The sequence below is a fragment of the Citrobacter sp. Cb031 genome, from assembly GCF_030336725.1.
GTDB classification, from domain to species: Bacteria; Pseudomonadota; Gammaproteobacteria; order Enterobacterales; family Enterobacteriaceae; genus Citrobacter; species Citrobacter braakii.
In genome coordinates this window covers 107995-131944 of record NZ_JAOWDA010000021.1, presented here as the reverse complement: position 1 = coordinate 131944, position 23950 = coordinate 107995, and the positions used below count along the sequence as shown (strand labels likewise).

The window sequence follows — 23950 nt, the reverse complement described above, 5'->3', positions numbered from 1 at the left end:
TTTACTTTTGTTACTGATTTGTAAAACTTATTTGCAAGCGTCCGCCAGACCGTCGAGATAACGTTCTGCATCAAGCGCGGCCATACAGCCTGTGCCCGCAGAGGTGATCGCCTGGCGATAAATATGATCCATCACGTCACCGGCTGCGAAGACCCCCGGAATGCTGGTTTGTGTGGCATTACCGTGAATACCGGACTGAACTTTGATGTAGCCGTTTTCCAGTTCAAGCTGACCGTCGAAAATGGCGGTATTCGGGCTGTGACCGATAGCGACAAACAATCCGGCAACGTCAAGTGACTCCACATTGTCAGTGTTTTGCGTATCGCGCAGGCGCAGCCCGGTTACGCCCATTTGATCACCGGTTACTTCTTCCAGCGTGCGGTGGGTGTGCAACACGATGTTGCCGTTTTCAACTTTATCCATTAAACGCTTGATGAGAATTTTCTCAGCGCGGAAACTGTCGCGACGGTGAATCAAATGCACTTCAGATGCGATATTCGCCAGATACAGTGCTTCTTCAACCGCAGTGTTGCCACCGCCAATCACCGCAACTTTTTGATTACGGTAGAAGAAACCGTCGCAGGTTGCGCAGGCGGAAACGCCGCGGCCTTTGAATGCTTCTTCTGAAGGCAGGCCCAGGTAACGTGCTGAAGCGCCGGTAGCGATGATCAGTGCGTCACAGGTGTACTCTCCGCTATCGCCGGTCAGACGGAAAGGGCGTTTTTGCAGATCAACTTTGCTGATGTGATCAAAAATGATTTCTGTATCAAATTTGGTCGCATGTTCGTGCATACGCTCCATCAGCAGCGGGCCAGTGAGATCGTGCGGATCGCCAGGCCAGTTTTCCACTTCTGTTGTTGTGGTCAGTTGACCACCTTTTTCCATACCGGTAATCAGTACCGGTTGCAGGTTAGCGCGTGCAGCGTAGACCGCAGCGGTATATCCCGCAGGGCCTGAGCCCAGAATAAGAAGTTTACTGTGTTTGGTTACGCCCATGAGATCCCCATAGTTGTTGGCAGGCAATGAGCAGGATTGTAGGGAATTTACAGGCGTAAAAAAAGAGTATGGCGATTTTGTTAACAATTTGTGTAATAGCAGAAACCGATGAGCGGGGGAATAAGTCGTAATACTATAACGATTTCTACTAAAAATCGGTCAGTTATAAGGTGATAAAATGACGATTTTCCATCGCTGCGAATGAATAACTGGCATGTTGTACTAAAAATTGATGTTTTGCTTTGACAATCACCTGCTGTTTTGCGAAAACAGTCAAGGAAGAAAAAAAATGTGTCATGTATGTGCTGCATAATCATGCATGTAGTTACCATGTTTACCGTGTTAGCGAAATCTACGCATGGTGTGGACAGATGCCATTCGTGATGTCGATAGCCGCCGACAGGCAACGGTCTTCTCACCATAAGCCCAGGCATTACAAACCGAAAATCCCTCTGGGTTGCGGTTTATTTTGATGGGTAGCGACTCTGAACAGTGATGTTGGTAGAGTCAGGCAGGAGTAGGGAAGGAATACAGAGAGACAATAATAATGGTAGATAGTAAGAAGCGCCCTGGCAAAGATCTCGACCGTATCGATCGTAACATTCTTAATGAGCTGCAAAAGGATGGGCGTATTTCTAACGTCGAGCTTTCTAAACGTGTGGGACTTTCACCAACGCCCTGCCTTGAGCGTGTGCGTCGGTTGGAAAGACAGGGTTTTATTCAGGGCTATACAGCGCTGTTAAACCCGCATTATCTGGATGCATCACTTCTGGTTTTTGTTGAGATTACTCTGAATCGTGGCGCCCCGGATGTGTTTGAGCAATTTAACTCTGCAGTACAAAAACTTGAAGAAATTCAAGAGTGTCATTTGGTTTCCGGTGATTTCGACTATTTGTTGAAAACACGCGTACCGGATATGTCGGCGTACCGTAAGCTGTTGGGGGAAACCCTGCTGCGTCTGCCTGGCGTGAATGACACACGTACTTATGTCGTAATGGAAGAAGTCAAACAGAGCAATCGTCTGGTAATTAAGACGCGCTAACACGGAACAGGTGCAAAATCGACGCAGTTTGATTACACTCCTGTTAATCCATACAGCAACAGTGCCGGGGCAACCCGGTGCTGTTGTCCGTTTTAGCATCGGGCAGGAAAAGCCTGAAACCTGGAGAGCCGTTTTTGAGCCAGGAATACACTGAAGACAAAGACGTCACATTGACGAAGTTAAGCAGCGGGCGCCGACTCCTGGAAGCGCTACTGATCCTTATTGCCCTTTTTGCCGTCTGGTTGATGGCTGCCTTACTCAGCTTTAACCCTTCGGATCCTAGTTGGTCGCAAACCGCGTGGCACGAACCTATCCATAATCTGGGGGGAATACCCGGAGCATGGCTGGCAGACACACTGTTCTTTATTTTTGGCGTCATGGCCTACACCATTCCCGTCATCATTGTCGGCGGCTGCTGGTTTGCATGGCGACACCAGGCCAGCGACGAATACGTCGATTATTTTGCCGTTTCGCTGCGTATTATTGGCGTTCTGGCGCTGATCCTTACCTCCTGCGGGCTTGCCGCAATCAATGCCGATGACATCTGGTATTTCGCCTCTGGCGGCGTGATCGGCAGCCTGCTCAGCACCACGTTGCAACCATTACTGCACAGTAGCGGCGGTACTCTGACGCTATTGTGCATTTGGGCTGCGGGATTAACGTTGTTTACCGGCTGGTCATGGGTGAGCATTGCGGAAAAACTGGGCGGCTGGTTACTCAATATCCTGACGTTTGCCAGCAACCGTACCCGTCGCGACGATACCTGGGTCGATGACGAAGAATATGAAGATGAGTCTTTCGACACCGCTGATGGCAAACCTGATGAATCGCGTCGGGCGCGTATTCTGCGCGGTGCGTTAGCACGCCGTAAGCGTCTGGCGGAGAAATTTACCAACCCGCTTGGCCGTCATACTGATGCCGCGCTATTTTCCGGCAAACGCATGGATGATGAAGACGAAATTGAATACAGCGCTCGTGGCGTTGTTGCCGATCCTAACGATGTGCTGTTCTCCGGTAATCGTGCGACGCTGCCTGAATATGACGAACTTGACCCACTGCTGAATGGTCATTCGGTGACAGAGCCAGTTGCCGCCGCAGCTGCAGCGACAACGGCAGCTCAGGCCTGGAGCGCACCGGTTGATCCGCTGCTGCAAACATCGCCAGTGACCAATACCGTTATGGAGCAACCGGCCCCAGCCGTAGCCTGGCAAGCCGTGCCTGGTCCGCAAACCGGTGATGCGGTGATTGCGCCAGCGCCTGAGGGTTATCCTCAGCCAGCCCACTACGCGCAGCCACCGGTGCAGCAGCAGTATGAACCATGGCAGCAGCCGGTAGTGGAGGAGAGTCCGCAGCCGCAGGGATTTACCGCGGAGCACAACTGGCAGCCGGAACCTGCATATCAGCCGGAGCCCGTGCAGCAACCTGTTTATCAGCCGGAATCAACCTTTCAACAAAACGCCGCGTTCCAGCAGCCTGCGGTTGAACAACCGCCTGTAGTGGAACCTGAGCCGGTAGTTGAAGAGGTTAAACCGACTCGTCCGCCACTCTACTATTTTGAAGAAGTTGAAGAGAAACGTGCACGTGAGCGCGAGCAACTGGCCGCCTGGTATCAGCCGATTCCAGAGCCTGCTCAGGAGCCCGAACGTGTTAAGCCATCTATGCCGACGGCAGCATCCATACCGCCCGTTGAGTCAGTTGCTGCCGTTGCGCCGCTGGCTGCCGGGGTGAAAAACGCCGCTTTAGGGGCGGGTGCGGCTGCCGCTGCACCTGTCTTTAGTCTTGCGGGTAGCGGTGCACCGCGTCCACAGGTGAAAGAGGGGATTGGTCCGCAGTTACCGCGTCCGAATCGTGTGCGCGTGCCTACTCGTCGGGAGCTGGCGTCGTATGGCATAAAACTGCCGTCACAACGTATGGCTGAAGAGAAAGCGCGCGAAGAGCATCTTGATACAGATGCGTACAGTGACGAAGAAATTGACGCAATGCAGCAAGATGAGCTGGCGCGTCAGTTCGCCCAGTCGCAGCAGCACCGCTATGGCGAGGAGTATCAGGATGATGCCAGTCAGACTGATGATGATTCAGCCGCAGAAGCAGAACTGGCTCGCCAGTTTGCCTCTTCCCAGCAGCAGCGCTATTCCGGTGAACAGCCTGCCGGAGCGAATCCGTTCTCGCTTGAGGACTTTGAATTTTCGCCAATGAAAACGCTGGTGGATGATGGTCCGCATGAGCCGCTATTTACTCCAGGCGTAATGCCGGAGCCTGCGCCGCAGTACCAGCAGCCTGTCGCACCGCAGCAGCATTACCAGCAGCCAGCGCAGCCTGTCGCACCACAACAGCATTACCAGCAACCGGCGCAGCCAGTCGCACCGCAGCAGCATTATCAGCAACCGGCGCAGCCTGTTACAGCGCCGCCGCAGGATAGTCTGATCCATCCGCTCCTGATGCGTAATGGCGACAGTCGTCCGGCGCACCGTCCAAGTACGCCGCTGCCATCGTTGGATCTGCTCACGCCGCCGCCGAGTGAGGTTGAGCCGATAGATACTTTCGCTCTGGAGCAAATGGCTCGTCTGGTGGAGGCTCGTCTGGCGGACTTCCGCATTAAAGCCGATGTGGTGAACTACTCACCTGGTCCGGTTATTACCCGCTTTGAGCTTAATCTTGCTCCTGGAGTTAAAGCGGCGCGTATTTCCAACCTGTCGCGAGATCTGGCGCGTTCATTGTCGACCGCAGCGGTACGCGTGGTCGAGGTCATTCCGGGCAAACCGTATGTCGGGCTGGAGTTACCCAACAAAAAACGTCAAACCGTTTATCTGCGCGAAGTGTTGGATAACGCCAAATTCCGTGATAACTCATCTCCGCTGACCGTGGTACTGGGTAAAGATATTGCGGGCGAACCCGTGGTTGCCGATCTGGCGAAAATGCCGCACTTGCTGGTGGCAGGGACAACCGGTTCCGGTAAGTCGGTTGGGGTGAACGCCATGATCCTCAGCATGTTATACAAGGCGCAGCCGGAAGACGTTCGCTTTATCATGATTGACCCGAAAATGCTGGAACTGTCGGTTTATGAAGGCATTCCGCATTTGCTGACTGAAGTTGTGACCGACATGAAAGATGCTGCCAACGCCCTGCGCTGGAGCGTCAATGAAATGGAACGTCGCTACAAGCTGATGTCGGCGCTTGGCGTGCGTAACCTTGCCGGTTATAACGAAAAAATTGCTGAAGCCGCCCGTATGGGACGTCCGATTCCGGACCCGTACTGGAAGCCGGGCGACAGTATGGATGTTCAGCATCCGGTGCTGGAAAAACTGCCGTATATTGTTGTGCTGGTGGATGAATTCGCCGACCTGATGATGACCGTGGGTAAAAAGGTGGAAGAACTGATTGCTCGTCTGGCGCAAAAAGCGCGTGCGGCGGGGATCCACCTGGTGCTGGCGACCCAGCGACCGTCGGTTGACGTTATCACTGGTCTGATTAAAGCGAACATCCCAACGCGTATCGCCTTTACCGTGTCCAGTAAAATTGACTCGCGTACCATCCTTGACCAGGGCGGAGCGGAATCGCTGTTGGGTATGGGTGACATGCTTTATTCCGCACCAAACTCAACGATCCCTGTGCGTGTACACGGCGCCTTTGTACGTGATGAAGAAGTTCACGCTGTGGTTCAGGACTGGAAAGCGCGCGGTCGTCCACAATACGTTGACGGCATAACGTCTGATAGCGAAAGCGAAGGCGGCGGTGGCGGCTTTGATGGTGGCGAAGAGTTGGATCCGCTGTTCGATCAGGCGGTAAACTTTGTCACCCAGAAACGCAAAGCCTCAATCTCCGGCGTCCAGCGTCAGTTCCGTATCGGTTACAACCGAGCGGCGCGCATCATCGAACAGATGGAAGCGCAGGGAATTGTCAGCGAGCAAGGGCATAATGGTAATCGTGAAGTGCTGGCTCCGCCGCCCTTCGAATGATTGCAAAGTTAAGTAATTCAGTATTTTCTACTTTCCTCATGCTGATTTTTGGCCTGAAATGGATAGCAGAGGGATCTCCCCGTTGGGAGTGACGTATTTTGAGGAATAACGATGAAAAGAATCGCAATCACCTGTGCATTATTGTCGAGCTTTGTGGTGAGCAGCGTCTGGGCAGATGCTGCCAGCGACCTGAAAAGCCGCCTGGATAAAGTCAGTAGCTTCCATGCCAGCTTTACTCAGAAGGTCACGGACGGTAGCGGTGCGGCGGTGCAGGAAGGTCAGGGTGACTTATGGGTTAAACGTCCTAATCTGTTTAACTGGCATATGACGCAGCCTGACGAGAGCATCCTGGTTTCTGATGGTAAAACGCTGTGGTTCTTTAACCCGTTTGTTGAGCAGGCGACTGCGACATGGCTGAAAGACGCCACGGGCAACACGCCGTTCATGCTGATTGCGCGTAACCAGGCCAGCGACTGGCAGCAGTACAATATTAAGCAAAATGGCGATGATTTCGTGCTGACGCCAAAAACCAGCAGCGGTAACCTTAAGCAGTTTACTATCAATGTTGGGCGTGACGGGACGATCCACCAGTTCAGCGCCGTTGAACAAGACGATCAGCGCAGCAGCTATCAGCTGAAATCTCAGCAGAATGGTGCGATTGAACCCTCTAAATTCACCTTTACCCCGCCGCAAGGTGTAACGGTTGACGATCAACGTAAGTAGAGGCGTGTGAGTGAGCAATCTGTCGCTCGACTTTTCTGATAATACTTTTCAGCCGCTGGCCGCGCGTATGCGGCCAGAAAATTTAGCGCAGTATATCGGCCAGCAGCACCTGCTGGCTGCTGGCAAACCCTTGCCGCGCGCTATCGAGGCCGGGCATCTGCACTCCATGATTTTATGGGGACCGCCGGGGACCGGGAAAACGACGCTTGCCGAAGTTATTGCCCGTTACGCCAACGCCGATGTCGAACGAATTTCGGCAGTTACGTCTGGCGTTAAAGAAATTCGTGAAGCGATTGAGCGTGCGCGTCAGAACCGTAACGCGGGTCGACGCACGATCCTGTTCGTGGACGAAGTTCACCGTTTTAATAAAAGCCAACAGGATGCGTTTTTACCGCATATTGAAGACGGTACCATTACGTTTATTGGCGCCACCACTGAAAACCCCTCGTTTGAGCTCAACTCGGCGCTGTTGTCGCGTGCACGCGTTTATCTACTGAAATCGTTAACTTCCGACGACATTGAACAGGTGCTGGACCAGGCGATGTCAGACAAAGCGCGTGGTTATGGCGGCCAGGATATTGTTCTGCCGCCAGAAACGCGTCGGGCTATTGCCGAACTGGTTAATGGTGACGCGCGGCGGGCGCTGAATACGCTGGAAATGATGGCCGATATGGCCGAAGTTGATGATTCCGGCAAGCGCGTATTGAAACCAGAATTGCTCACCGAAATTGCCGGTGAACGTAGTGCGCGTTTCGATAATAAAGGCGATCGTTTTTACGATCTCATCTCCGCATTACACAAGTCGGTACGTGGAAGCGCCCCAGATGCGGCGCTTTATTGGTATGCGCGAATTATTACCGCTGGTGGCGATCCGCTGTACGTTGCCCGTCGCTGTCTGGCGATTGCCTCAGAAGATGTCGGCAATGCCGATCCCCGCGCCATGCAGGTGGCGATTTCCGCATGGGACTGTTTTACCCGCGTGGGACCCGCGGAAGGCGAACGCGCGATTGCTCAGGCGATTGTTTATCTGGCCTGTGCGCCGAAGAGTAATGCGGTTTACACCGCCTTCAAAGCCGCGCTGTCTGATGCCCGCGAACGTCCGGATTACGACGTGCCGGTTCACCTGCGCAATGCGCCGACTAAGCTGATGAAAGAGATGGGCTACGGTCAGGAGTATCGTTATGCCCATGATGAGCCTAATGCCTATGCCGCCGGAGAAGAGTACTTCCCGCAGGAAATGGCACAAACGCGCTATTATCGCCCCACAAACAGAGGTCTTGAAGGCAAGATTGGCGAAAAGCTCGCCTGGCTCGCCGGACAGGATCAAAATAGCCCTATAAAACGCTACCGTTAGTGTTATCGTTGCGGTAATGTTGTCTCTGTATCCCTGTGACCGCAGGCTGTGGTCACTTTCTCCTATTTTAATTCGATAAGCACAGGATAAGCATGCTCGATCCCAATCTGCTGCGTAATGAGCCAGACGCAGTCGCAGAAAAACTGGCAAGCCGGGGCTTTAAGCTGGATGTAGATAAGCTGCGCGCTCTTGAAGAGCGTCGTAAAGTTCTGCAGGTACAAACTGAAAACCTGCAGGCAGAGCGTAACTCGCGATCGAAATCCATCGGCCAGGCAAAAGCGCGCGGGGAAGATATCGAGTCTTTACGTCTGGAAGTGAACAAACTGGGCGAAGAGCTGGATGCCGCGAAAGCTGAACTTGATACCTTACAGGCCGAGATCCGCGACATTGCGCTGACTATTCCTAACCTGCCAGCGGACGATGTTCCGGTGGGTAAAGATGAAAATGACAACGTCGAAGTCAGCCGCTGGGGTACTCCGCGTGAGTTTGATTTCGAAGTGCGCGATCACGTTACCCTGGGTGAAATGCACACGGGTCTTGATTTCGCCGCTGCGGTTAAGCTGACCGGCTCTCGTTTCGTGGTCATGAAAGGGCAGATTGCGCGTATGCACCGTGCGCTGTCTCAGTTCATGCTGGATCTGCATACTGAACAGCATGGCTATAGCGAAAACTACGTCCCGTATCTGGTTAACCACGACACGCTGTACGGTACAGGCCAACTGCCGAAATTCGCTGGCGATCTGTTCCATACCCGTCCGCTGGATGAAGAAGCTGATAGCAGCAACTATGCGCTGATCCCAACGGCAGAAGTTCCGCTGACCAACCTGGTGCGCGACGAAATCATCGATGAAGATGCGCTGCCGATCAAAATGACTGCGCATACGCCGTGCTTCCGTTCTGAAGCAGGTTCTTACGGTCGTGACACGCGTGGTCTGATCCGTATGCACCAGTTCGATAAAGTTGAGATGGTGCAGATTGTTCGCCCGGAAGATTCGATGGACGCGCTGGAAGAGATGACCGGCCATGCCGAGAAGGTCCTGCAACTGCTGGGTCTGCCGTATCGCAAAATCATCCTGTGCACTGGCGACATGGGCTTCGGCGCATGCAAAACTTACGATCTGGAAGTGTGGATCCCGGCGCAGAATACCTATCGCGAAATCTCCTCTTGCTCCAACGTGTGGGATTTCCAGGCTCGTCGTATGCAGGCGCGTTGCCGCAGCAAATCCGACAAAAAGACCCGTTTAGTGCATACTCTGAACGGTTCCGGTCTGGCGGTTGGGCGTACGCTGGTTGCGGTAATGGAAAACTATCAGCAGGCTGATGGCCGCATTCAGGTTCCGGAAGTATTACGTCCGTACATGAATGGCCTGGAATTCATCGGTTAAGTTACCTTTCTCTGCTAAAAAAGCGCCTCAGGGCGCTTTTTTTATGCCCGTTTGACGTCGGACAATAACGACTACTCCCATAGGGGTAATACTGACTTCGAATGAAAGTCAGTATTTTTCTCTGTCTTTTAGCAAATTCAGTTTTTACCAGCCTGTATATCGATATTAACGTTATATATAAAACTATACATCGAATATTTGTTTATTGTGAGCAGCAGAGTGAGCCACTATGAAAACTAAGATCCCCGATGCCGTGCTGGCAACTGAGGTTACTCGCCGCGGTTTGGTGAAAACGACGGCGATAGGCGGACTGGCGGTGGCCAGTAGCGCGTTTACCCTGCCATTTACCCGTATTGCAAATGCTGCAGAAGCCCTTAATCCGACACCGATTAATGAGAAAGTGATCTGGAGCGCGTGTACGGTGAACTGCGGCAGCCGCTGCCCACTGCGTATGCATGTGGTCGACGGTGAAATAAAGTATGTCGAAACCGACAACACCGGCGATGACAACTATGACGCTCTGCACCAGGTACGCGCCTGTCTGCGTGGTCGATCCATGCGTCGCCGAGTCTATAATCCCGATCGTCTGAAATACCCGATGAAACGCGTTGGTAAGCGTGGCGAAGGAAAATTTGAGCGCATCAGTTGGGATGAAGCCTACGACATCATTGCCAGCAATATGCAGCGTCTTATCAAAGACTACGGCAATGAGTCTATCTACCTGAACTACGGTACCGGTACGCTGGGTGGCACTATGACGCGCTCGTGGCCGCCGGGTAAAACGCTGGTGGCACGGTTGATGAACTGCTGCGGCGGCTATCTTAATCACTACGGTGACTACTCTTCAGCGCAAATCGCTGCCGGGTTGAACTATACCTACGGCGGCTGGGCTGACGGTAACAGCCCGTCCGACATTGAAAACAGCAAGCTGGTGGTTCTGTTCGGTAATAACCCTGGTGAAACCCGTATGAGCGGGGGTGGGGTAACTTATTACCTTGAACAGGCCCGACAGAAATCCAATGCCCGCATGATCATTATCGATCCCCGTTATACGGATACCGGTGCGGGGCGTGAAGATGAATGGATCCCGATCCGTCCTGGTACTGATGCGGCGCTGGTCAATGGTCTGGCGTATGTCCTGATCACCGAAAACATGGTTGACCAACCGTTCCTCGACAAATACTGCGTGGGTTACGACGAGAAAACCTTACCGGCCGACGCGCCGAAGAACGGTCACTATAAGGCGTATATTCTTGGGCAGGGTAAGGATGGCATTGCCAAGACCCCGGAGTGGGCGGCGCAGATTACCGGTATTCCCGCTGAACGTATCGTCAAACTGGCGCGTGAAATAGGTAGCGCTAAACCGGCATACATCAGCCAGGGGTGGGGGCCGCAGCGTCATGCTAACGGTGAAATAGCGACCCGCGCCATTTCTATGCTCGCTATCCTGACCGGTAACGTTGGGATCAACGGCGGCAACAGCGGGGCGCGTGAGGGCTCATACAGTTTGCCGTTTGAGCGTATGCCAACGCTGGAAAACCCTGTTGAAACCAGCATCTCGATGTTCATGTGGACGGACGCGATTGAGCGAGGCCCGGAGATGACGGCCCTGCGTGACGGCGTACGCGGCAAAGACAAGCTCGATGTTCCTATTAAGATGATCTGGAACTATGCCGGTAACTGTCTGATTAACCAACACTCTGATATTAACCGCACGCATGAAATCCTCCAGGACGAGAAGAAGTGCGAGATGATCGTCGTCATCGACTGTCATATGACTTCCTCGGCGAAATACGCAGACATTTTGCTGCCGGACTGCACTGCCTCCGAACAGATGGATTTTGCGCTGGATGCCTCATGCGGGAACATGTCCTATGTGATTTTCACCGATCAGGCGATCAAACCACGCTTCGAATGCAAGACTATCTACCAGATGACTAGCGAGCTGGCGAAGCGCCTTGGCGTTGAGCAGCAGTTTACAGAAGGTCGTACTCAGGAAGAGTGGATGCGCCATCTGTATGAGCAGTCGCGCAAAGCGATTCCTGAACTGCCTACGTTTGAAGAATTCCGTCAGCAAGGGATCTTTAAACAGCGCGATCCGCAAGGACATCATGTGGCGTACAAGGCATTCCGTGAGGATCCTAAAGCCAATCCGCTGACCACGCCGTCAGGTAAGATCGAAATTTATTCGCAGCAGCTTGCCGAGATCGCGGCAACCTGGGAACTGCCGGAAGGTGATGTAATTGATCCGCTACCGATTTATACCCCAGGCTTTGAAAGCTTAAACGATCCGCTGGTGGAGAAATTCCCTTTGCAGCTGACCGGCTTCCACTATAAGTCTCGCGTTCACTCGACCTATGGCAACGTCGATGTCCTGAAAGCATCCTGCCGCCAGGAAATGTGGATCAACCCGATGGATGCGCAGCGACGCGGTATTAACAACGGCGACAAGGTACGTATCTTTAACGATCGTGGTGAAGTGCATATTGAGGCGAAAGTGACGCCACGTATGATGCCCGGCGTGGTGGCATTGGGCGAAGGGGCCTGGTATGACCCGGATGCAAAACGCGTGGATCAGGGCGGTTGTATTAACGTCCTGACGACCCAGCGTCCGTCTCCACTCGCAAAGGGGAATCCGTCACACACGAACCTTGTTCAGGTTGAAAAGGCGTAAGGAGTAACCGATGACAACCCAGTATGGATTTTTTATTGATTCCAGCCGTTGCACCGGTTGCAAAACCTGCGAACTGGCCTGCAAAGATTTCAAAAATTTAACCCCGGAAGTCAGCTTCCGCCGCATTTATGAATACGCAGGCGGCGACTGGCAGGAGGACAACGGCGTCTGGCATCAGAACGTCTTTGCTTATTACCTCTCCATTGCGTGTAACCACTGTGAAGATCCGGCCTGTACCAAGGTTTGTCCGAGCGGCGCGATGCACAAACGTGAAGATGGTTTTGTCGTTGTCGACGAAGATGTTTGCATTGGCTGCCGGTATTGCCACATGGCCTGTCCTTACGGCGCGCCACAGTACAATGTTGAAAAAGGTCATATGACTAAATGTGATGGCTGCCATGAGCGCGTCGCTGAAGGCAAAAAACCTATCTGCGTGGAGTCCTGCCCACTGCGTGCGCTGGATTTTGGTCCGATTGAAGAGCTGCGCAAAAAACACGGTACTTTGGCTGCGGTAGCGCCACTGCCGGGCGCGCACTTTACCAAACCAAGTATTGTCATCAAACCTAACGCCAATAGCCGCCCGACCGGGGATACTACAGGTTATCTGGCCAATCCGAAGGAGGTGTAAGATGGGAAGTGGATGGCATGAATGGCCGCTGATGATCTTCACTGTCTTCGGACAGTGTGTAGTTGGTGGCTTTATCGTTCTTGCGCTGGCGTTGATGAAAGGGGACTTACGCCCTGAATCGCAGCAGCGCGTGATTGCCTGCATGTTCGGGCTGTGGGTATTAATGGGCATTGGCTTTATTGCTTCCATGCTCCACCTGGGCTCACCGATGCGCGCCTTTAACTCACTCAATCGTGTAGGGTCTTCTGCGTTGAGTAATGAAATTGCCAGCGGCTCAATCTTCTTTGCCGTTGGCGGCATCGGCTGGCTGCTGGCAACGTTGAAAAAAATGTCGCCCGTATTACGCAATCTGTGGTTAGTTGTCACCATGGTACTGGGCGTGGTTTTTGTCTGGATGATGGTGCGCGTGTATAACACCATCGATACTGTGCCGACCTGGTACAGCATCTGGACGCCGCTGGGCTTCTTCCTAACGATGTTTATGGGCGGTCCGCTGCTGGGATATCTGTTGCTGAGAATTGCTGGCGTGGACGGTTGGGCGATGCGACTGTTGCCGGCTATTTCAGTGCTTGCTCTGGTCGTGAGCGCCATCATGTCTGTAATGCAGGGGGCTGAACTGGCGACGATCCACAGTTCCATTCAACAGGCGTCTGCACTGGTTCCGGATTACGGCTCGCTGATGGCGTGGCGGATTGTCGCTCTGGCATTAGCGCTGTGCTGTTGGATTGTACCGCAAGTGAAAGGCTACCAGCCTGCAGTTCCGCTGCTTTCCGTCGCGTTTATTCTGCTGTTAGTCGGCGAGTTGATTGGTCGTGGCGTGTTCTACGGGCTGCATATGACCGTCGGTATGGCGGTTGCCAGCTAAATGACAAACCGGGGCATAGCCCCGGTTTTTTACTTCTGTTTAGTTAACGTGTCGTAGCTGGTCATCAGATTGCGATAATCAGGAATGTGATTAGAGAACAGCGTCGCCAGACCTTCGATATCGTTGCGCCAGTCGCGATGCAACTCACATGCGACACCAAACCACGTCATCAGTTGAGCACCGGCCTGGGACATCCGATCCCATGCTGAATGGCGAGTAATTTCATTAAATGTACCCGACGCATCGGTTACGACAAAGACATCAAAACCTTCTTCAATAGCCGAGAGCGCAGGGAAAGCAACGCAAACTTCCGTCACGACACCGGCAATAATCAGCTGTTTTTTACCGGTCGCTTTCACTGCTTTCACGAAATCTTCGTTATCCCACGCGTTAATGTTTCCGGGGCGAGCAATATAAGGCGCATCGGGAAATTGAGCTTTCAGTTCCGGTACCAGTGGCCCGTTTGGTCCTGTCTCAAAACTGGTTGTCAGAATGGTTGGGAGTTTGAAGTATTTTGCTAAGTCGCCGAGGGCAAGCACGTTGTTTTTAAATTTATCGGGATCGATATCCCGAACCAGAGAGAGCAGGCCAGCCTGATGGTCGACCAGCAGTACTGCCGCATTATCTTTATCAAGTCTTACGTAAGGTTTAGTCATGATATTTCTCCTGTTCAGCATCAGTGGGGGAAATTTGATGAGTTTAAGTCTACAGAAAGAACGATATATGGATTAGATACCTAAATAAGAACTCACTGTTCTATTTTGAAGACAATGCAGATCTGCATCCCGCATAGAGTTTAGTAAGAAATAAAAGTAAGGGGAGTCCATGAAATTTTTCGACTGAACGCAACGCGAGATTTTTGTTTTAGATCAATAAAAACAAGCAGATGTGTTTTTGTGTTTTTTATCTATTCACATTAAGAATCAGTAATGCAAATCGATCGTCCGGAAAGCGCCTCAGCCCTTTGATTGCGCCGATTGACAATGTTTTTGGCAGTGGCATGATGCGCATGAAATTTGAACTTCCTCACGGTTTTTATTCATGTCCATCTATACCCGTCCCGTCATGCTGTTGCTGTGCGGGCTGCTTCTGCTGACCCTGGCGATCGCCGTGTTAAACACGCTCGTCCCGCTTTGGCTCGCCCATGAAAATCTGCCAACCTGGCAGGTAGGTGTGGTGAGTTCTTCCTACTTTACCGGCAATCTGGTAGGGACGTTGCTGACCGGGTATTTAATAAAACACCTTGGTTTTAATCGCAGCTATTACATTGCCTCGCTTATTTTTGCCGCGGGCTGTATCGGCCTGGGGGTTATGGTGGGGTTCTGGAGCTGGATGACCTGGCGTTTTATCGCCGGTGTTGGCTGCGCCATGATTTGGGTGGTAGTGGAAAGTGCGCTGATGTGCAGCGGGAATTCGCGTAATCGCGGACGCTTGCTTGCCGCCTATATGATGATCTATTACGTGGGGACGTTTTTAGGCCAGCTACTGGTCAGTAAAGTATCAACAGAATTGATGAACGTCCTGCCGTGGGTGACGGGTACGATCCTGGCTGGCGTTTTGCCATTGCTCTTTACGCGCATTGCCAATCAGCAGGGTGATGAACAGCAGTCTACTCCTATTACCTCCATGCTGAGGCTGCGTCAGGCGCGTCTGGGCGTTAACGGCTGTATTATTTCCGGGATTGTGCTGGGGTCTTTGTATGGCCTGATGCCGCTGTATCTCAACCATCAAGGGGTGAGCAACGCCAGCATTGGTTTCTGGATGGCGGTTCTGGTTAGCGCCGGTATTCTGGGGCAATGGCCGATTGGCCGCCTGGCAGACAAGCTGGGACGCCTGCTGGTTTTACGCGTCCAAGTCTTCGTGGTTATCGTCGGAAGTATTGCCATGCTGAATCAGGCGGCGATGGCGCCTGCGTTGTTTATGTTGGGTGCGGCAGGTTTTACCCTCTATCCGGTGGCGATGGCCTGGGCCTGTGAAAAGGTTGAACATCATCAGCTGGTCGCCATGAATCAGGCATTGTTATTAAGCTATACCGTTGGCAGCCTGCTGGGTCCTTCATTCACCGCCATGCTGATGCAGAATTATTCCGATAATCTGTTATTCATTATGATTGCCAGCGTATCGTTTATTTATCTGCTGATGTTGTTGCGTAGCGCCAGACATACGCCGACTCCGGTGGCTCACGTATAAAGCGCGCCAGACGGTATGCAAGGCAAAATGTTTGCATACCGTGACTCATTTTCCCATTGCGGGTATGCCGGAAGTTGCGAGGTATTCGCATGCTTTCAGCGTGCAGTGAAGCTGCGCCTGACTGGTCATACTCGTCAGCTGTTGTAAATGCTCCCCTTCATCCAGCCAGCAAACCAGTTTTTGAATCATTTCAATATGTCGGGTGCTGCTGGCAGCCGCCAGGACAATAATTAACCGCACATCTGGATGCCCTGGAAAAGGCACCGCCTCTTTCAGACACAAGAGCGACAAATGTGTCTCACTGCTTATCACTCCTTCTTCCGGACGAGCGTGCGGTAGGGCAAACTCAGGGCTTAAGATGTACCACGGACCCAGTTGTTCTGTTTCACGGATGATTGCCTGTGCGTAGGCGGACGTAATCGCGCCCAGTTCTTCCAGAGGCTGGCAAGCCAGCGTCACGGCCTCCTGCCAGGAGTAGCATTGTTTACGAAACTGACAGGCAGAAAATAGCGCAGATGTCATTGTGTTCTCCTTATTTCAGAGCAGCAGACCGCATTGCGGTCTGCCAACCCGAACTATCTGAGGGCTTCAAAGAGTGCGGTCGCCGAAATACCGTATTTCTCTTTCAACTGGCGGCTATTGCCTGATTCCGTAAACGTATCTTGTGTCCCCAGTCGGATTAATCTCGTGGTTAATCCTTCCTCCGCCAATACTTCAGCAACCTGTCCGCCAAGCCCACCGGTGATCGTGTGATTTTCAATCGTTGCGATCTGCGGGCAGTTGGCAATCAGTTGCAGAAAGCGCTGGCGGTTAAACGGTTTTAGCATGGCGACGTGAATCAGCTTGCCACGTTTTCCCTGGGCGCACAGTTGCACATAACCTGCGCTTGCCTGCTCCAGAACGGTCCCTTCATAGAAAATGGCGAAGTCATTGCCTGAGTCCTCCACGGCGGCGATATCGGTCACTCGCGGAACGGCAGATTTATCGCGCACGGGCATCGGTTCTCGGGCTACGCGAATATAGACCGGACCGGGAATGTTTACTGCCTGTTCAAATGCGGCCTCAACTTCTTCAGCGTCGGCAGGTGTTAGAATTGTGAGCCCCGGCAGTACGCGCGTCAGGGCCAGATCTTCCAGCGCATGATGCGATGCGCCGTCAGGTCCATCATCCATTCCTGGGTGGCTACCAACTAATTTAATGTTAGCTTTGGCGTAGCACGCCTGGCGCAGCTGAGTCCAGGCGGTGCCTGTCACAAACATCGCAAAGTTAACGTAGAACGGAATATTTCCTTCCAACGCCTGGCCAGTGGCAAAGCTCATTGCCGATCCTTCCGCAATACCCATTTCAAAGAAAGCGTCTGGATAGACGGCCTGGAACTGGTCAGTGCGGGTGGAGCTGGCTAAATCACTATCAATGGCGACAATGGGATAGCCCTTTTTTTTCAGGGCAATGAGTGCGTTACCAATTTCATCACGTGGGGCTTTCATCACTGCAACTCCTCCATAGCCTGCTGATATTGTTCGGTGGTTGGGGTTTTTGAATGCCAGTCACCGTTATTTTCCATATAGCTAACGCCACTGCCTTTGGTGGTATGCGCAATAATGGCGACAGGTTTTCCTTTCAGATGGCGTGAAAGCATCAGCGTGTCGGCAACCTGATGCATATCGTTACCGTTATGGAGTTCGAGTACGTGCCAGCCGAAAAGACGCACTTTGTCGGCCAGAGGTTCCAGATTCACCACCTGATTAACGGGGTCGTGGGAGGAAAAACCGTTGTAGTCGATAATCGCCACCAGGTTATCCATCTTCATATGGCCTGCCTGTTGTAGCGTTTCCCAGATTTGCCCTTCGTGCATTTCGCCATCGCCAATGATGGCGAAAACGCGCTGTGATTCCCCCCGCTGTTTTTTGGCCGCCGCCATACCAAAGGCAATGGATAATCCCTGGCCCAGCAGGCCGGTTGTTGCATCGACTTCGGGCAGAGATTTGATGCTAGGGTGCCCCTGTAAACGTGAGTTAATTTGTCGAAAAGTTTTAAATTCGCTGCGCTCAATTTTGCCTTTTTGATGCAGCATGGCGTACTGAGCAGCAACCGCATGACCTTTGCTCATGACCACGCGAGCGCGAGGGGCGCAGGAGAAGTCCACCTCTTGATCGTAAATCCAGGTCAGAATGTCGACGATGGACAATGCACCGCCAGGATGGCCAATGCCTGATTCATAAATCATGGTGACAATATCCCGGCGAGCAGCCAGCGCATCGGATTTTAATTCGTCAATATTCATGTTCATTCCTTATCAGGGCAACATTTTGCCGATGTAATAAACCACTAAGCCGAGGGCGACAAAATCTGTCTCCGGGAAGCTAGTACCGGACAATCCCACCGATTCCATGATGGGATAGATGAGTGCCGGGCCAATACCAATTAATATGCCAGTGACAAAGCTACCGGCGATGGCCCCTTTCCAGCCTCCTGACGCATTACCGAAGACGGCGGCGGTAGCACCAATGAAGAAGTAGGGGATGGCGACGGGGATAATGACCGTTTGCCCAATTAATGCGAGTACCCCCATAACCACCAATCCACCCACAAAGGAAGAGATGAAACCTAAAACGGTGGCGGTTGGGGCATACGGAAAGACGACTGGGCAATCCAGTGCGGGTTTGGCGTTCGGGATAAATTTTTCAGAGATGCCCAGAAATGCCGGGACTATTTCTGACAACAGCAAGCGAACGCCGGTGATGATGATATAAAGCGATGCGGTAAACGTGAGTGACTGGAATAGCGGATAAACCAGCCAATGCATTCCACCGGCGGCGGCCGTTACCGCTTCTTCGCCTGCGGCAAGCGCCGCGATGTAATAGAAAATACTGACAGAGATGGACACGGAGACGATGTAGTCTTTAAAAATCCCCAACCATCCGGGAAGATTTAGCTTTTCTGTTGACTGCTTAGGATCGCCCACTTTCGAACCGATCCATCCCGATAGCGCGTAGGCCAGAGTAACGTAATGACCCATCGCAATTTCATCATTACCGGTAATCTTACGCATCCACGGCTGAGCGATAGCTGGATAGACACAGGCCGCAAGCCCCAGCAGTATGGAGCCGACGATAATTGTTGTTACATCGCTGTAGCCAAGCGCCTTAAGCGTAACGGTTAAGAGGGCAGACAGATACAGATTATGTTGACCCGTCAGGAAGATGTATTTGAACGGCGTTACGCGGGCAAAAAACAAGTTCCAGCCGAAACCAACGACCATGATGAGTGAAACGCACATGGCAAACTTGGTCTGTGCCAGCCCAGTTAACGCTTCGGCTAACGGCATCACACCTTTCAGACCGAATCCATCGCTGAATAAGGTCTGAAAATTACCTAAGGATGTCACCGCAATCCCTGCTCCGCCGGCAAATACCAGAAATCCGACGATGGTTTTAAAGGTACCAGAAAGCACTTTTTCGATGGGCTTACGCTGGATAAGCAAACCAATTAGCGCAATAAAGCCAACTAAAAGTGGGGTTACACCCAAAATGTCGAATACAATGAACTTTAGGAGATCCATATTTCCCCCGGAGAGGTTAGTTGTTTTGAACAACGCTGGTGAGCGCAGATTCCATTTCTTCGCTGTTCATCAGATCGGTGATACCGATTGCTCTGAACCCGGCGGCTTCTACCTCATCGGTCAGGTCGCTCATGGTGATCACGAAGTCGATGTTTTGCCAGGTTCGTAGCCCTGACAGGACATCGTGTTCAAGATCGATATCCCAGCCATGTTTATCGATGACTTTTTGGGCTTTGATTTTCAGCATTAGCGAACTGCCCATACCGGTACGACAGACGATCAGACCTTTCATTAGACGTTCTCCTGTTTGTAAAAATAATTATTTTTAATTATCATTGGTGCGATAAAAATTATTATCGCAAAGCCGGGCAAAGTATGTGACAGCATTTGCATTTTGTGCAAAAAGGCGAAAAATGAGTCAAATAGATACTAATTTATTGATTAACATAAGAAATGGGGCTTCAGAGCTGAGTCCAATCCTGGAAAAGGTAGGGCGTTTTATCACTGAAAATCCTGATTTTGTGATGCGGCATACGATAACCGAGCTGGCCGATTCTATTGATACCAGCGAGGGGAGCATCACTCGTTTTTGCCGTGCCTTTGGTTTTAAGGGGTTTTCTGATTTCAGAACGGCTCTTGCTCTGGAGCAAGGAGCTGCACGGCCGAATGATGGAGGAAGTGAGGAGACGGCGGCGGTACTGGCAAGCGTTTGTGACAGCAATGCCATCATCGACAGCAAAGAGTTGCAGGCGGTTGCGACATGGTTAAATCAGCTCAGTAATATTGCAATTTATGCGGTAGGTACTGCGGTGCCGGTGGCGTTATTCCTGCAAATCAATCTGGTGCAGATGGGGAAAATAGCCAGTTATATCGACCGATTTTATCCGGCGGCTATCTCTCCGTTGGCGGACAGCCAAAAAACAGGGATTATTGTTATTCATACAGAACAAATCTCTACCGATATGATGCAGTCGCTGACGCTAGCGAAGGAACAAGGCATAAAAATTCTCTCGTTAACTCGCGGATCGTTTGCTCCATTAAATCGGCTTTCTGACTGGAATTTACAGGCGGCGGTTGCGTTACAGGGGGAAGGTGAGTCTGGTTTTGCTGAAATTGCTGGTGCGATGATGGTGGCGGATCGCATACTCAGTGCTCTGGAAGAGCAGGATGAGCGTTACGTGCAGTGTCGTAAAGCACACCAGAAACGTATTTTCTCTATTGAAAGCGTGACCAATAAACTTTCAGAATATTTTATGTCGTAGGCATCGAACGTTGGCGTCGCGCTACTCAAGCAGAGCACTGCGACGCCGTGGTCGTCATTAGTACATCACTTTATGACCATACTGCTCAAGAATGCCTTTCACGCGCTCCATGGTCTCTTTCTTCGGTGGCTTAACACCGTCAAGTTTGTACTCTTCACCCATTGCCACCCATTTGTGTTTGCCCAGCTCATGGTATGGCAGCAGTTCGATTTTCTCTACGTTGCCCATATCGCGGGTAAACTCGCCCAGGCGGTGCGCGGAGTCGTCATCGTCAGACCAGCCAGGCACAACGACGTAGCGGATCCACACCTTGATGTCTTTATTGGACAGGTAACGTGCGAACTCAAGCGTACGATGGTTAGATACGCCCACCAGATTCTGATGGATTTCATCATTCATCTGTTTGAGATCGAGCATCACCAGGTCAGTGACTTCCAGCAATTCATCGATCACCGGATCGTAGCGGCGAACAAAACCGTTGGTATCCAGACAGGTATGAATACCTTCTTTTTTACAGGCACGAAACCAGTCGCGTACAAATTCAGCTTGCAGGATAGCTTCGCCACCGGACGCTGTCACACCGCCACCGGAGGCGTTCATAAAGTGGCGGTAGGTCACGACCTCTTTCATTAACTCGTCGACGGTGACTTCTTTGCCGCCGTGCGTATCCCATGTGTCACGGTTATGACAATACAGGCAGCGCATCAGGCAGCCCTGGAAGAAGGTAATAAAACGGATGCCCGGGCCATCAACAGTGCCACAGGATTCAAAGGAGTGAATGCGACCAATAACTGACATTGCGGTGTTTCTCCAGGTGTGGCCCATCCGGGGCCAGTGTTAGTGCACAGTTATTAACTGTGTCGAGTCTGTTTTGGCTGCTATCCATAAGTATAGATAGCTGACAAAGCAGGCTATTAAAAAGGCCCCACTTACGTGGAGCCTTTATTGTACGCTTTTTAAAGTACGATTTCAGTCAAAACCAATTACATGGTCTGAGTGAAGGTACGAGTAATAACGTCCTGCTGCTGTTCTTTAGTCAGGGAGTTAAAACGTACTGCGTAGCCAGAAACACGGATGGTCAGCTGCGGATATTTTTCCGGATGTTCCATCGCATCCAGCAGCATTTCACGGTTCATGACGTTCACGTTCAGGTGCTGACCACCTTCGATGGACGCTTCGTGGTGGAAGTAACCATCCATCAGACCAGCCAGGTTGGTCTTACGAACTTCGTCATCTTTACCCAGTGCGTTCGGAACGATAGAGAAGGTGTAAGAGATACCATCTTTAGCGTAAGCAAACGGCAGTTTAGCAACGGAGGTCAGAGAGGCAACAGCACCTTTCTGGTCACGACCGTGCATTGGGTTAGCACCCGGTCCAAACGGCGCGCCAGCACGACGACCATCTGGGGTGTTACCGGTTTTCTTACCATAAACCACGTTAGAGGTGATGGTCAGAACAGACTGAGTCGGGATAGCGTTACGATAAGTAGTCAGTTTCTGAATTTTCTTCATGAAACGTTCTACCAGGTCAACCGCCATGTCATCAACGCGAGAGTCGTTGTTACCAAACTGCGGGTATTCGCCTTCGATTTCGAAGTCGACAGCCAGACCGTCTTCGTCACGAATCGGTTTAACTTTCGCATATTTGATTGCAGACAGGGAGTCAGCAGCAACGGACAGACCAGCGATACCACACGCCATGGTGCGGATAACGTCACGGTCGTGCAGCGCCATCAGAGAGGCTTCGTAGCTGTACTTGTCGTGCATGTAGTGGATAACGTTCAGTGCAGTGACGTACTGTTTAGCCAGCCAGTCCATGAAGTGATCCATGCGCTCCATAACTTCGTCGAAGTTCAGAACGTCGCCTTTGATCGGTTCAGATTTAGGACCAACCTGCATTTTCAGTTTTTCATCAACGCCGCCGTTGATTGCGTACAGCATGGTTTTCGCCAGGTTTGCACGCGCACCGAAGAACTGCATTTGTTTACCAACAACCATCGGGCTTACGCAGCAAGCGATAGCGTAGTCGTCGTTGTTGAAGTCCGGACGCATCAGGTCATCGTTCTCGTACTGCAGAGAAGATGTGTCGATGGACACTTTAGCGGCGAATTTCTTGAAGTTCAGAGGCAGTTTTTCAGACCACAGAACGGTGATGTTCGGCTCCGGAGAAGGACCCATGGTGTACAGGGTGTTCAGGAAGCGGAAGCTGTTTTTGGTAACCAGAGTACGGCCATCAACGCCCATACCACCGATAGATTCAGTTGCCCAAATCGGGTCACCGGAGAACAGTTCATCATATTCAGGGGTACGCAGGAAACGAACCATACGCAGTTTCATGACCAGGTGGTCAATCATTTCCTGAGCGTCTTGCTCGGTGATTTTGCCTGCTTTGATATCACGTTCGATGTAGGCATCCAGGAAGGTGGATACGCGACCGAAGGACATTGCTGCGCCGTTCTGAGATTTAACCGCGGCCAGGTAGCCGAAGTAAGTCCACTGGATAGCTTCCTGAGCGTTGGTTGCCGGACCAGAGATATCGCAGCCATATTTAGCAGCCATTTCTTTGATCTGACCCAGTGCGCGGTGCTGTTCAGCAATTTCTTCACGCAGACGGATAGTGGCTTCCAGGTTTACGCCGTTTTCCAGATCGGACTGCAGAGAGACGAACTGAGCGTATTTGTCTTTCATCAGGTAGTCGATACCGTACAGCGCAACGCGACGGTAGTCACCGATGATACGGCCACGGCCATAGGCATCTGGTAGACCAGTCAGAACACCGGATTTACGGCAGTTCAGAATGTCTTTGGTGTAAACATCGAATACGCCCTGGTTGTGGGTTTTGCGGTATTCGGTGAAGATTTTTTTCAGCATCGGGTCCAGTTCGCGATTGTACGCTTTGCAGGAACCTTCAACCATTTTGATGCCGCCAAACGGAATGATCGCACGTTTCAGCGGAGCTTCAGTCTGCAGACCAACAATTTTCTCGAGCGCTTTGTTGATGTAGCCAGCGTCGTGAGAAGTGATGGTAGAAGCAACGGAGGTGTCAAAGTCAACAGGCGCGTGAGTGCGGTTTTCCTGTTTAACGCCTTCCATCACGCTGTCCCACAGTGCAGTGGTCGCATCAGTTGCGCCAGCCAGGAAGGACTCGTCACCCTCATACGGAGTGTAGTTTTTCTGAATGAAGTCACGGACGTTTACTTCATTCTGCCAATTACCTTTGGTAAAACCTTCCCAGGCTGTGGCTAACTTTTCATTAAGCTCGGACATGTAACACCTACCTTCTTAAGTGGATTTTTTATTTACTGCGTGTAATG

At 51.8% G+C, this 23950-nt stretch carries 19 protein-coding genes; 10 read left to right on the top strand and 9 right to left on the bottom strand.

Going from position 1 to position 23950, the window contains the following annotated elements; translation table 11 throughout:
- Positions 1 to 27 precede the first annotated feature (27 nt).
- The gene (gene trxB, locus OGV93_RS05075) at positions 28 to 996 is read right to left on the bottom strand and encodes a thioredoxin-disulfide reductase (protein ID WP_053388974.1); all 969 of its coding nucleotides are present in this window, start codon (positions 994 to 996) and stop codon (positions 28 to 30) included.
- 547 nt (positions 997 to 1543) lie between these two features.
- On the opposite strand from trxB, the gene lrp reads away from it, so the two are divergent.
- From lrp to OGV93_RS05035, 8 genes are all read left to right on the top strand, one after another.
- The gene (gene lrp, locus OGV93_RS05070; RefSeq protein WP_002439523.1) at positions 1544 to 2038 is read left to right on the top strand and encodes a leucine-responsive transcriptional regulator Lrp; all 495 of its coding nucleotides are present in this window, start codon (positions 1544 to 1546) and stop codon (positions 2036 to 2038) included.
- A gap of 134 nt (positions 2039 to 2172) precedes the next feature.
- A complete protein-coding gene (locus OGV93_RS05065; protein WP_200083712.1) occupies positions 2173 to 5994 on the top strand; it encodes a DNA translocase FtsK in 3822 nt (1273 codons plus the stop codon).
- A gap of 111 nt (positions 5995 to 6105) precedes the next feature.
- On the top strand, positions 6106 to 6717 hold the full coding sequence (gene lolA, locus OGV93_RS05060) for an outer membrane lipoprotein periplasmic chaperone LolA (protein WP_003831898.1): 612 nt from the start codon (positions 6106 to 6108) through the stop codon (positions 6715 to 6717).
- 10 nt (positions 6718 to 6727) lie between these two features.
- Positions 6728 to 8071 carry a replication-associated recombination protein RarA gene (gene rarA, locus OGV93_RS05055; protein ID WP_016152429.1) on the top strand — a complete coding sequence of 448 codons (1344 nt, stop codon included), beginning with the start codon at positions 6728 to 6730 and terminating at the stop codon, positions 8069 to 8071.
- A gap of 92 nt (positions 8072 to 8163) precedes the next feature.
- On the top strand, positions 8164 to 9456 hold the full coding sequence (gene serS, locus OGV93_RS05050; protein WP_003831902.1) for a serine--tRNA ligase: 1293 nt from the start codon (positions 8164 to 8166) through the stop codon (positions 9454 to 9456).
- Positions 9457 to 9685: 229 nt separating this feature from the next.
- Positions 9686 to 12130: a dimethylsulfoxide reductase subunit A gene (gene dmsA, locus OGV93_RS05045; protein WP_287109420.1), complete on the top strand. Its 2445-nt coding sequence runs from the start codon at positions 9686 to 9688 to the stop codon at positions 12128 to 12130.
- A gap of 10 nt (positions 12131 to 12140) precedes the next feature.
- Complete coding sequence (locus OGV93_RS05040; protein WP_046274693.1) at positions 12141 to 12758, top strand: DMSO/selenate family reductase complex B subunit; 618 nt, start codon at positions 12141 to 12143, stop codon at positions 12756 to 12758.
- Position 12759: 1 nt separating this feature from the next.
- Positions 12760 to 13623, top strand: coding sequence for a dimethyl sulfoxide reductase anchor subunit family protein (locus tag OGV93_RS05035; protein ID WP_016152432.1), 864 nt, complete (start codon positions 12760 to 12762; stop codon positions 13621 to 13623).
- Positions 13624 to 13652: 29 nt separating this feature from the next.
- Here OGV93_RS05035 and ycaC read toward each other — a convergent pair whose 3' ends face one another.
- Positions 13653 to 14279, bottom strand: coding sequence for an isochorismate family cysteine hydrolase YcaC (gene ycaC / locus OGV93_RS05030; RefSeq protein ID WP_016152433.1), 627 nt, complete (start codon positions 14277 to 14279; stop codon positions 13653 to 13655).
- A gap of 385 nt (positions 14280 to 14664) precedes the next feature.
- Between ycaC and OGV93_RS05025 the strand changes: the two genes are divergently transcribed.
- Complete coding sequence (locus OGV93_RS05025) at positions 14665 to 15813, top strand: MFS transporter (RefSeq protein WP_019076392.1); 1149 nt, start codon at positions 14665 to 14667, stop codon at positions 15811 to 15813.
- 45 nt (positions 15814 to 15858) lie between these two features.
- On the opposite strand, the gene OGV93_RS05020 is transcribed toward OGV93_RS05025, so the two are convergent.
- From OGV93_RS05020 to OGV93_RS05000, 5 genes are read right to left on the bottom strand one after another with little or no spacing between them, the layout of a single operon-like run.
- The gene (locus OGV93_RS05020; RefSeq protein ID WP_047359387.1) at positions 15859 to 16335 is read right to left on the bottom strand and encodes a PTS sugar transporter subunit IIA; all 477 of its coding nucleotides are present in this window, start codon (positions 16333 to 16335) and stop codon (positions 15859 to 15861) included.
- 53 nt (positions 16336 to 16388) lie between these two features.
- Positions 16389 to 17300, bottom strand: coding sequence for a transketolase family protein (locus OGV93_RS05015; RefSeq protein WP_103929067.1), 912 nt, complete (start codon positions 17298 to 17300; stop codon positions 16389 to 16391).
- The gene (locus tag OGV93_RS05010) at positions 17300 to 18097 is read right to left on the bottom strand and encodes a transketolase (protein WP_287109419.1); all 798 of its coding nucleotides are present in this window, start codon (positions 18095 to 18097) and stop codon (positions 17300 to 17302) included. Before OGV93_RS05010 ends, OGV93_RS05015 begins: the two co-directional genes overlap by 1 nt.
- A gap of 12 nt (positions 18098 to 18109) precedes the next feature.
- Entirely contained in the window at positions 18110 to 19375 is a 1266-nt protein-coding gene (ulaA, locus tag OGV93_RS05005) for a PTS ascorbate transporter subunit IIC (protein WP_046274698.1), read from the bottom strand.
- Positions 19376 to 19391: 16 nt separating this feature from the next.
- Positions 19392 to 19667, bottom strand: a complete 276-nt coding sequence (locus OGV93_RS05000; protein WP_016152439.1) for a PTS sugar transporter subunit IIB — start codon at positions 19665 to 19667, stop codon at positions 19392 to 19394.
- Positions 19668 to 19788: 121 nt separating this feature from the next.
- On the opposite strand from OGV93_RS05000, the gene OGV93_RS04995 reads away from it, so the two are divergent.
- Positions 19789 to 20637, top strand: coding sequence for a MurR/RpiR family transcriptional regulator (locus OGV93_RS04995; protein WP_047359385.1), 849 nt, complete (start codon positions 19789 to 19791; stop codon positions 20635 to 20637).
- Positions 20638 to 20694: 57 nt separating this feature from the next.
- Here OGV93_RS04995 and pflA read toward each other — a convergent pair whose 3' ends face one another.
- Both pflA and pflB read right to left on the bottom strand, forming a co-directional pair.
- On the bottom strand, positions 20695 to 21435 hold the full coding sequence (gene pflA / locus OGV93_RS04990) for a pyruvate formate lyase 1-activating protein (protein WP_003035751.1): 741 nt from the start codon (positions 21433 to 21435) through the stop codon (positions 20695 to 20697).
- Positions 21436 to 21620: 185 nt separating this feature from the next.
- Complete coding sequence (pflB, locus tag OGV93_RS04985; RefSeq protein ID WP_287109418.1) at positions 21621 to 23903, bottom strand: formate C-acetyltransferase; 2283 nt, start codon at positions 23901 to 23903, stop codon at positions 21621 to 21623.
- Positions 23904 to 23950: the final 47 nt, after the last annotated feature.

Excerpts from the sequence above, each read along its gene's own strand:
- trxB (WP_053388974.1), bottom strand. The coding sequence starts at position 996 with ATGGGCGTAACCAAACACAGTAAACTTCTTATTCTGGGCTCAGGCCCT.
- lrp (WP_002439523.1), top strand. The coding sequence starts at position 1,544 with ATGGTAGATAGTAAGAAGCGCCCTGGCAAAGATCTCGACCGTATCGAT.
- lolA (WP_003831898.1), top strand. The coding sequence starts at position 6,106 with ATGAAAAGAATCGCAATCACCTGTGCATTATTGTCGAGCTTTGTGGTG.
- serS (WP_003831902.1), top strand. The coding sequence starts at position 8,164 with ATGCTCGATCCCAATCTGCTGCGTAATGAGCCAGACGCAGTCGCAGAA.
- dmsA (WP_287109420.1), top strand. The coding sequence starts at position 9,686 with ATGAAAACTAAGATCCCCGATGCCGTGCTGGCAACTGAGGTTACTCGC.
- OGV93_RS05040 (WP_046274693.1), top strand. The coding sequence starts at position 12,141 with ATGACAACCCAGTATGGATTTTTTATTGATTCCAGCCGTTGCACCGGT.
- OGV93_RS05035 (WP_016152432.1), top strand. The coding sequence starts at position 12,760 with ATGGGAAGTGGATGGCATGAATGGCCGCTGATGATCTTCACTGTCTTC.
- ycaC (WP_016152433.1), bottom strand. The coding sequence starts at position 14,279 with ATGACTAAACCTTACGTAAGACTTGATAAAGATAATGCGGCAGTACTG.
- OGV93_RS05025 (WP_019076392.1), top strand. The coding sequence starts at position 14,665 with ATGTCCATCTATACCCGTCCCGTCATGCTGTTGCTGTGCGGGCTGCTT.
- OGV93_RS05020 (WP_047359387.1), bottom strand. The coding sequence starts at position 16,335 with ATGACATCTGCGCTATTTTCTGCCTGTCAGTTTCGTAAACAATGCTAC.
- OGV93_RS05015 (WP_103929067.1), bottom strand. The coding sequence starts at position 17,300 with ATGAAAGCCCCACGTGATGAAATTGGTAACGCACTCATTGCCCTGAAA.
- OGV93_RS05010 (WP_287109419.1), bottom strand. The coding sequence starts at position 18,097 with ATGAATATTGACGAATTAAAATCCGATGCGCTGGCTGCTCGCCGGGAT.
- ulaA (WP_046274698.1), bottom strand. The coding sequence starts at position 19,375 with ATGGATCTCCTAAAGTTCATTGTATTCGACATTTTGGGTGTAACCCCA.
- OGV93_RS05000 (WP_016152439.1), bottom strand. The coding sequence starts at position 19,667 with ATGAAAGGTCTGATCGTCTGTCGTACCGGTATGGGCAGTTCGCTAATG.
- OGV93_RS04995 (WP_047359385.1), top strand. The coding sequence starts at position 19,789 with ATGAGTCAAATAGATACTAATTTATTGATTAACATAAGAAATGGGGCT.
- pflA (WP_003035751.1), bottom strand. The coding sequence starts at position 21,435 with ATGTCAGTTATTGGTCGCATTCACTCCTTTGAATCCTGTGGCACTGTT.
- pflB (WP_287109418.1), bottom strand. The coding sequence starts at position 23,903 with ATGTCCGAGCTTAATGAAAAGTTAGCCACAGCCTGGGAAGGTTTTACC.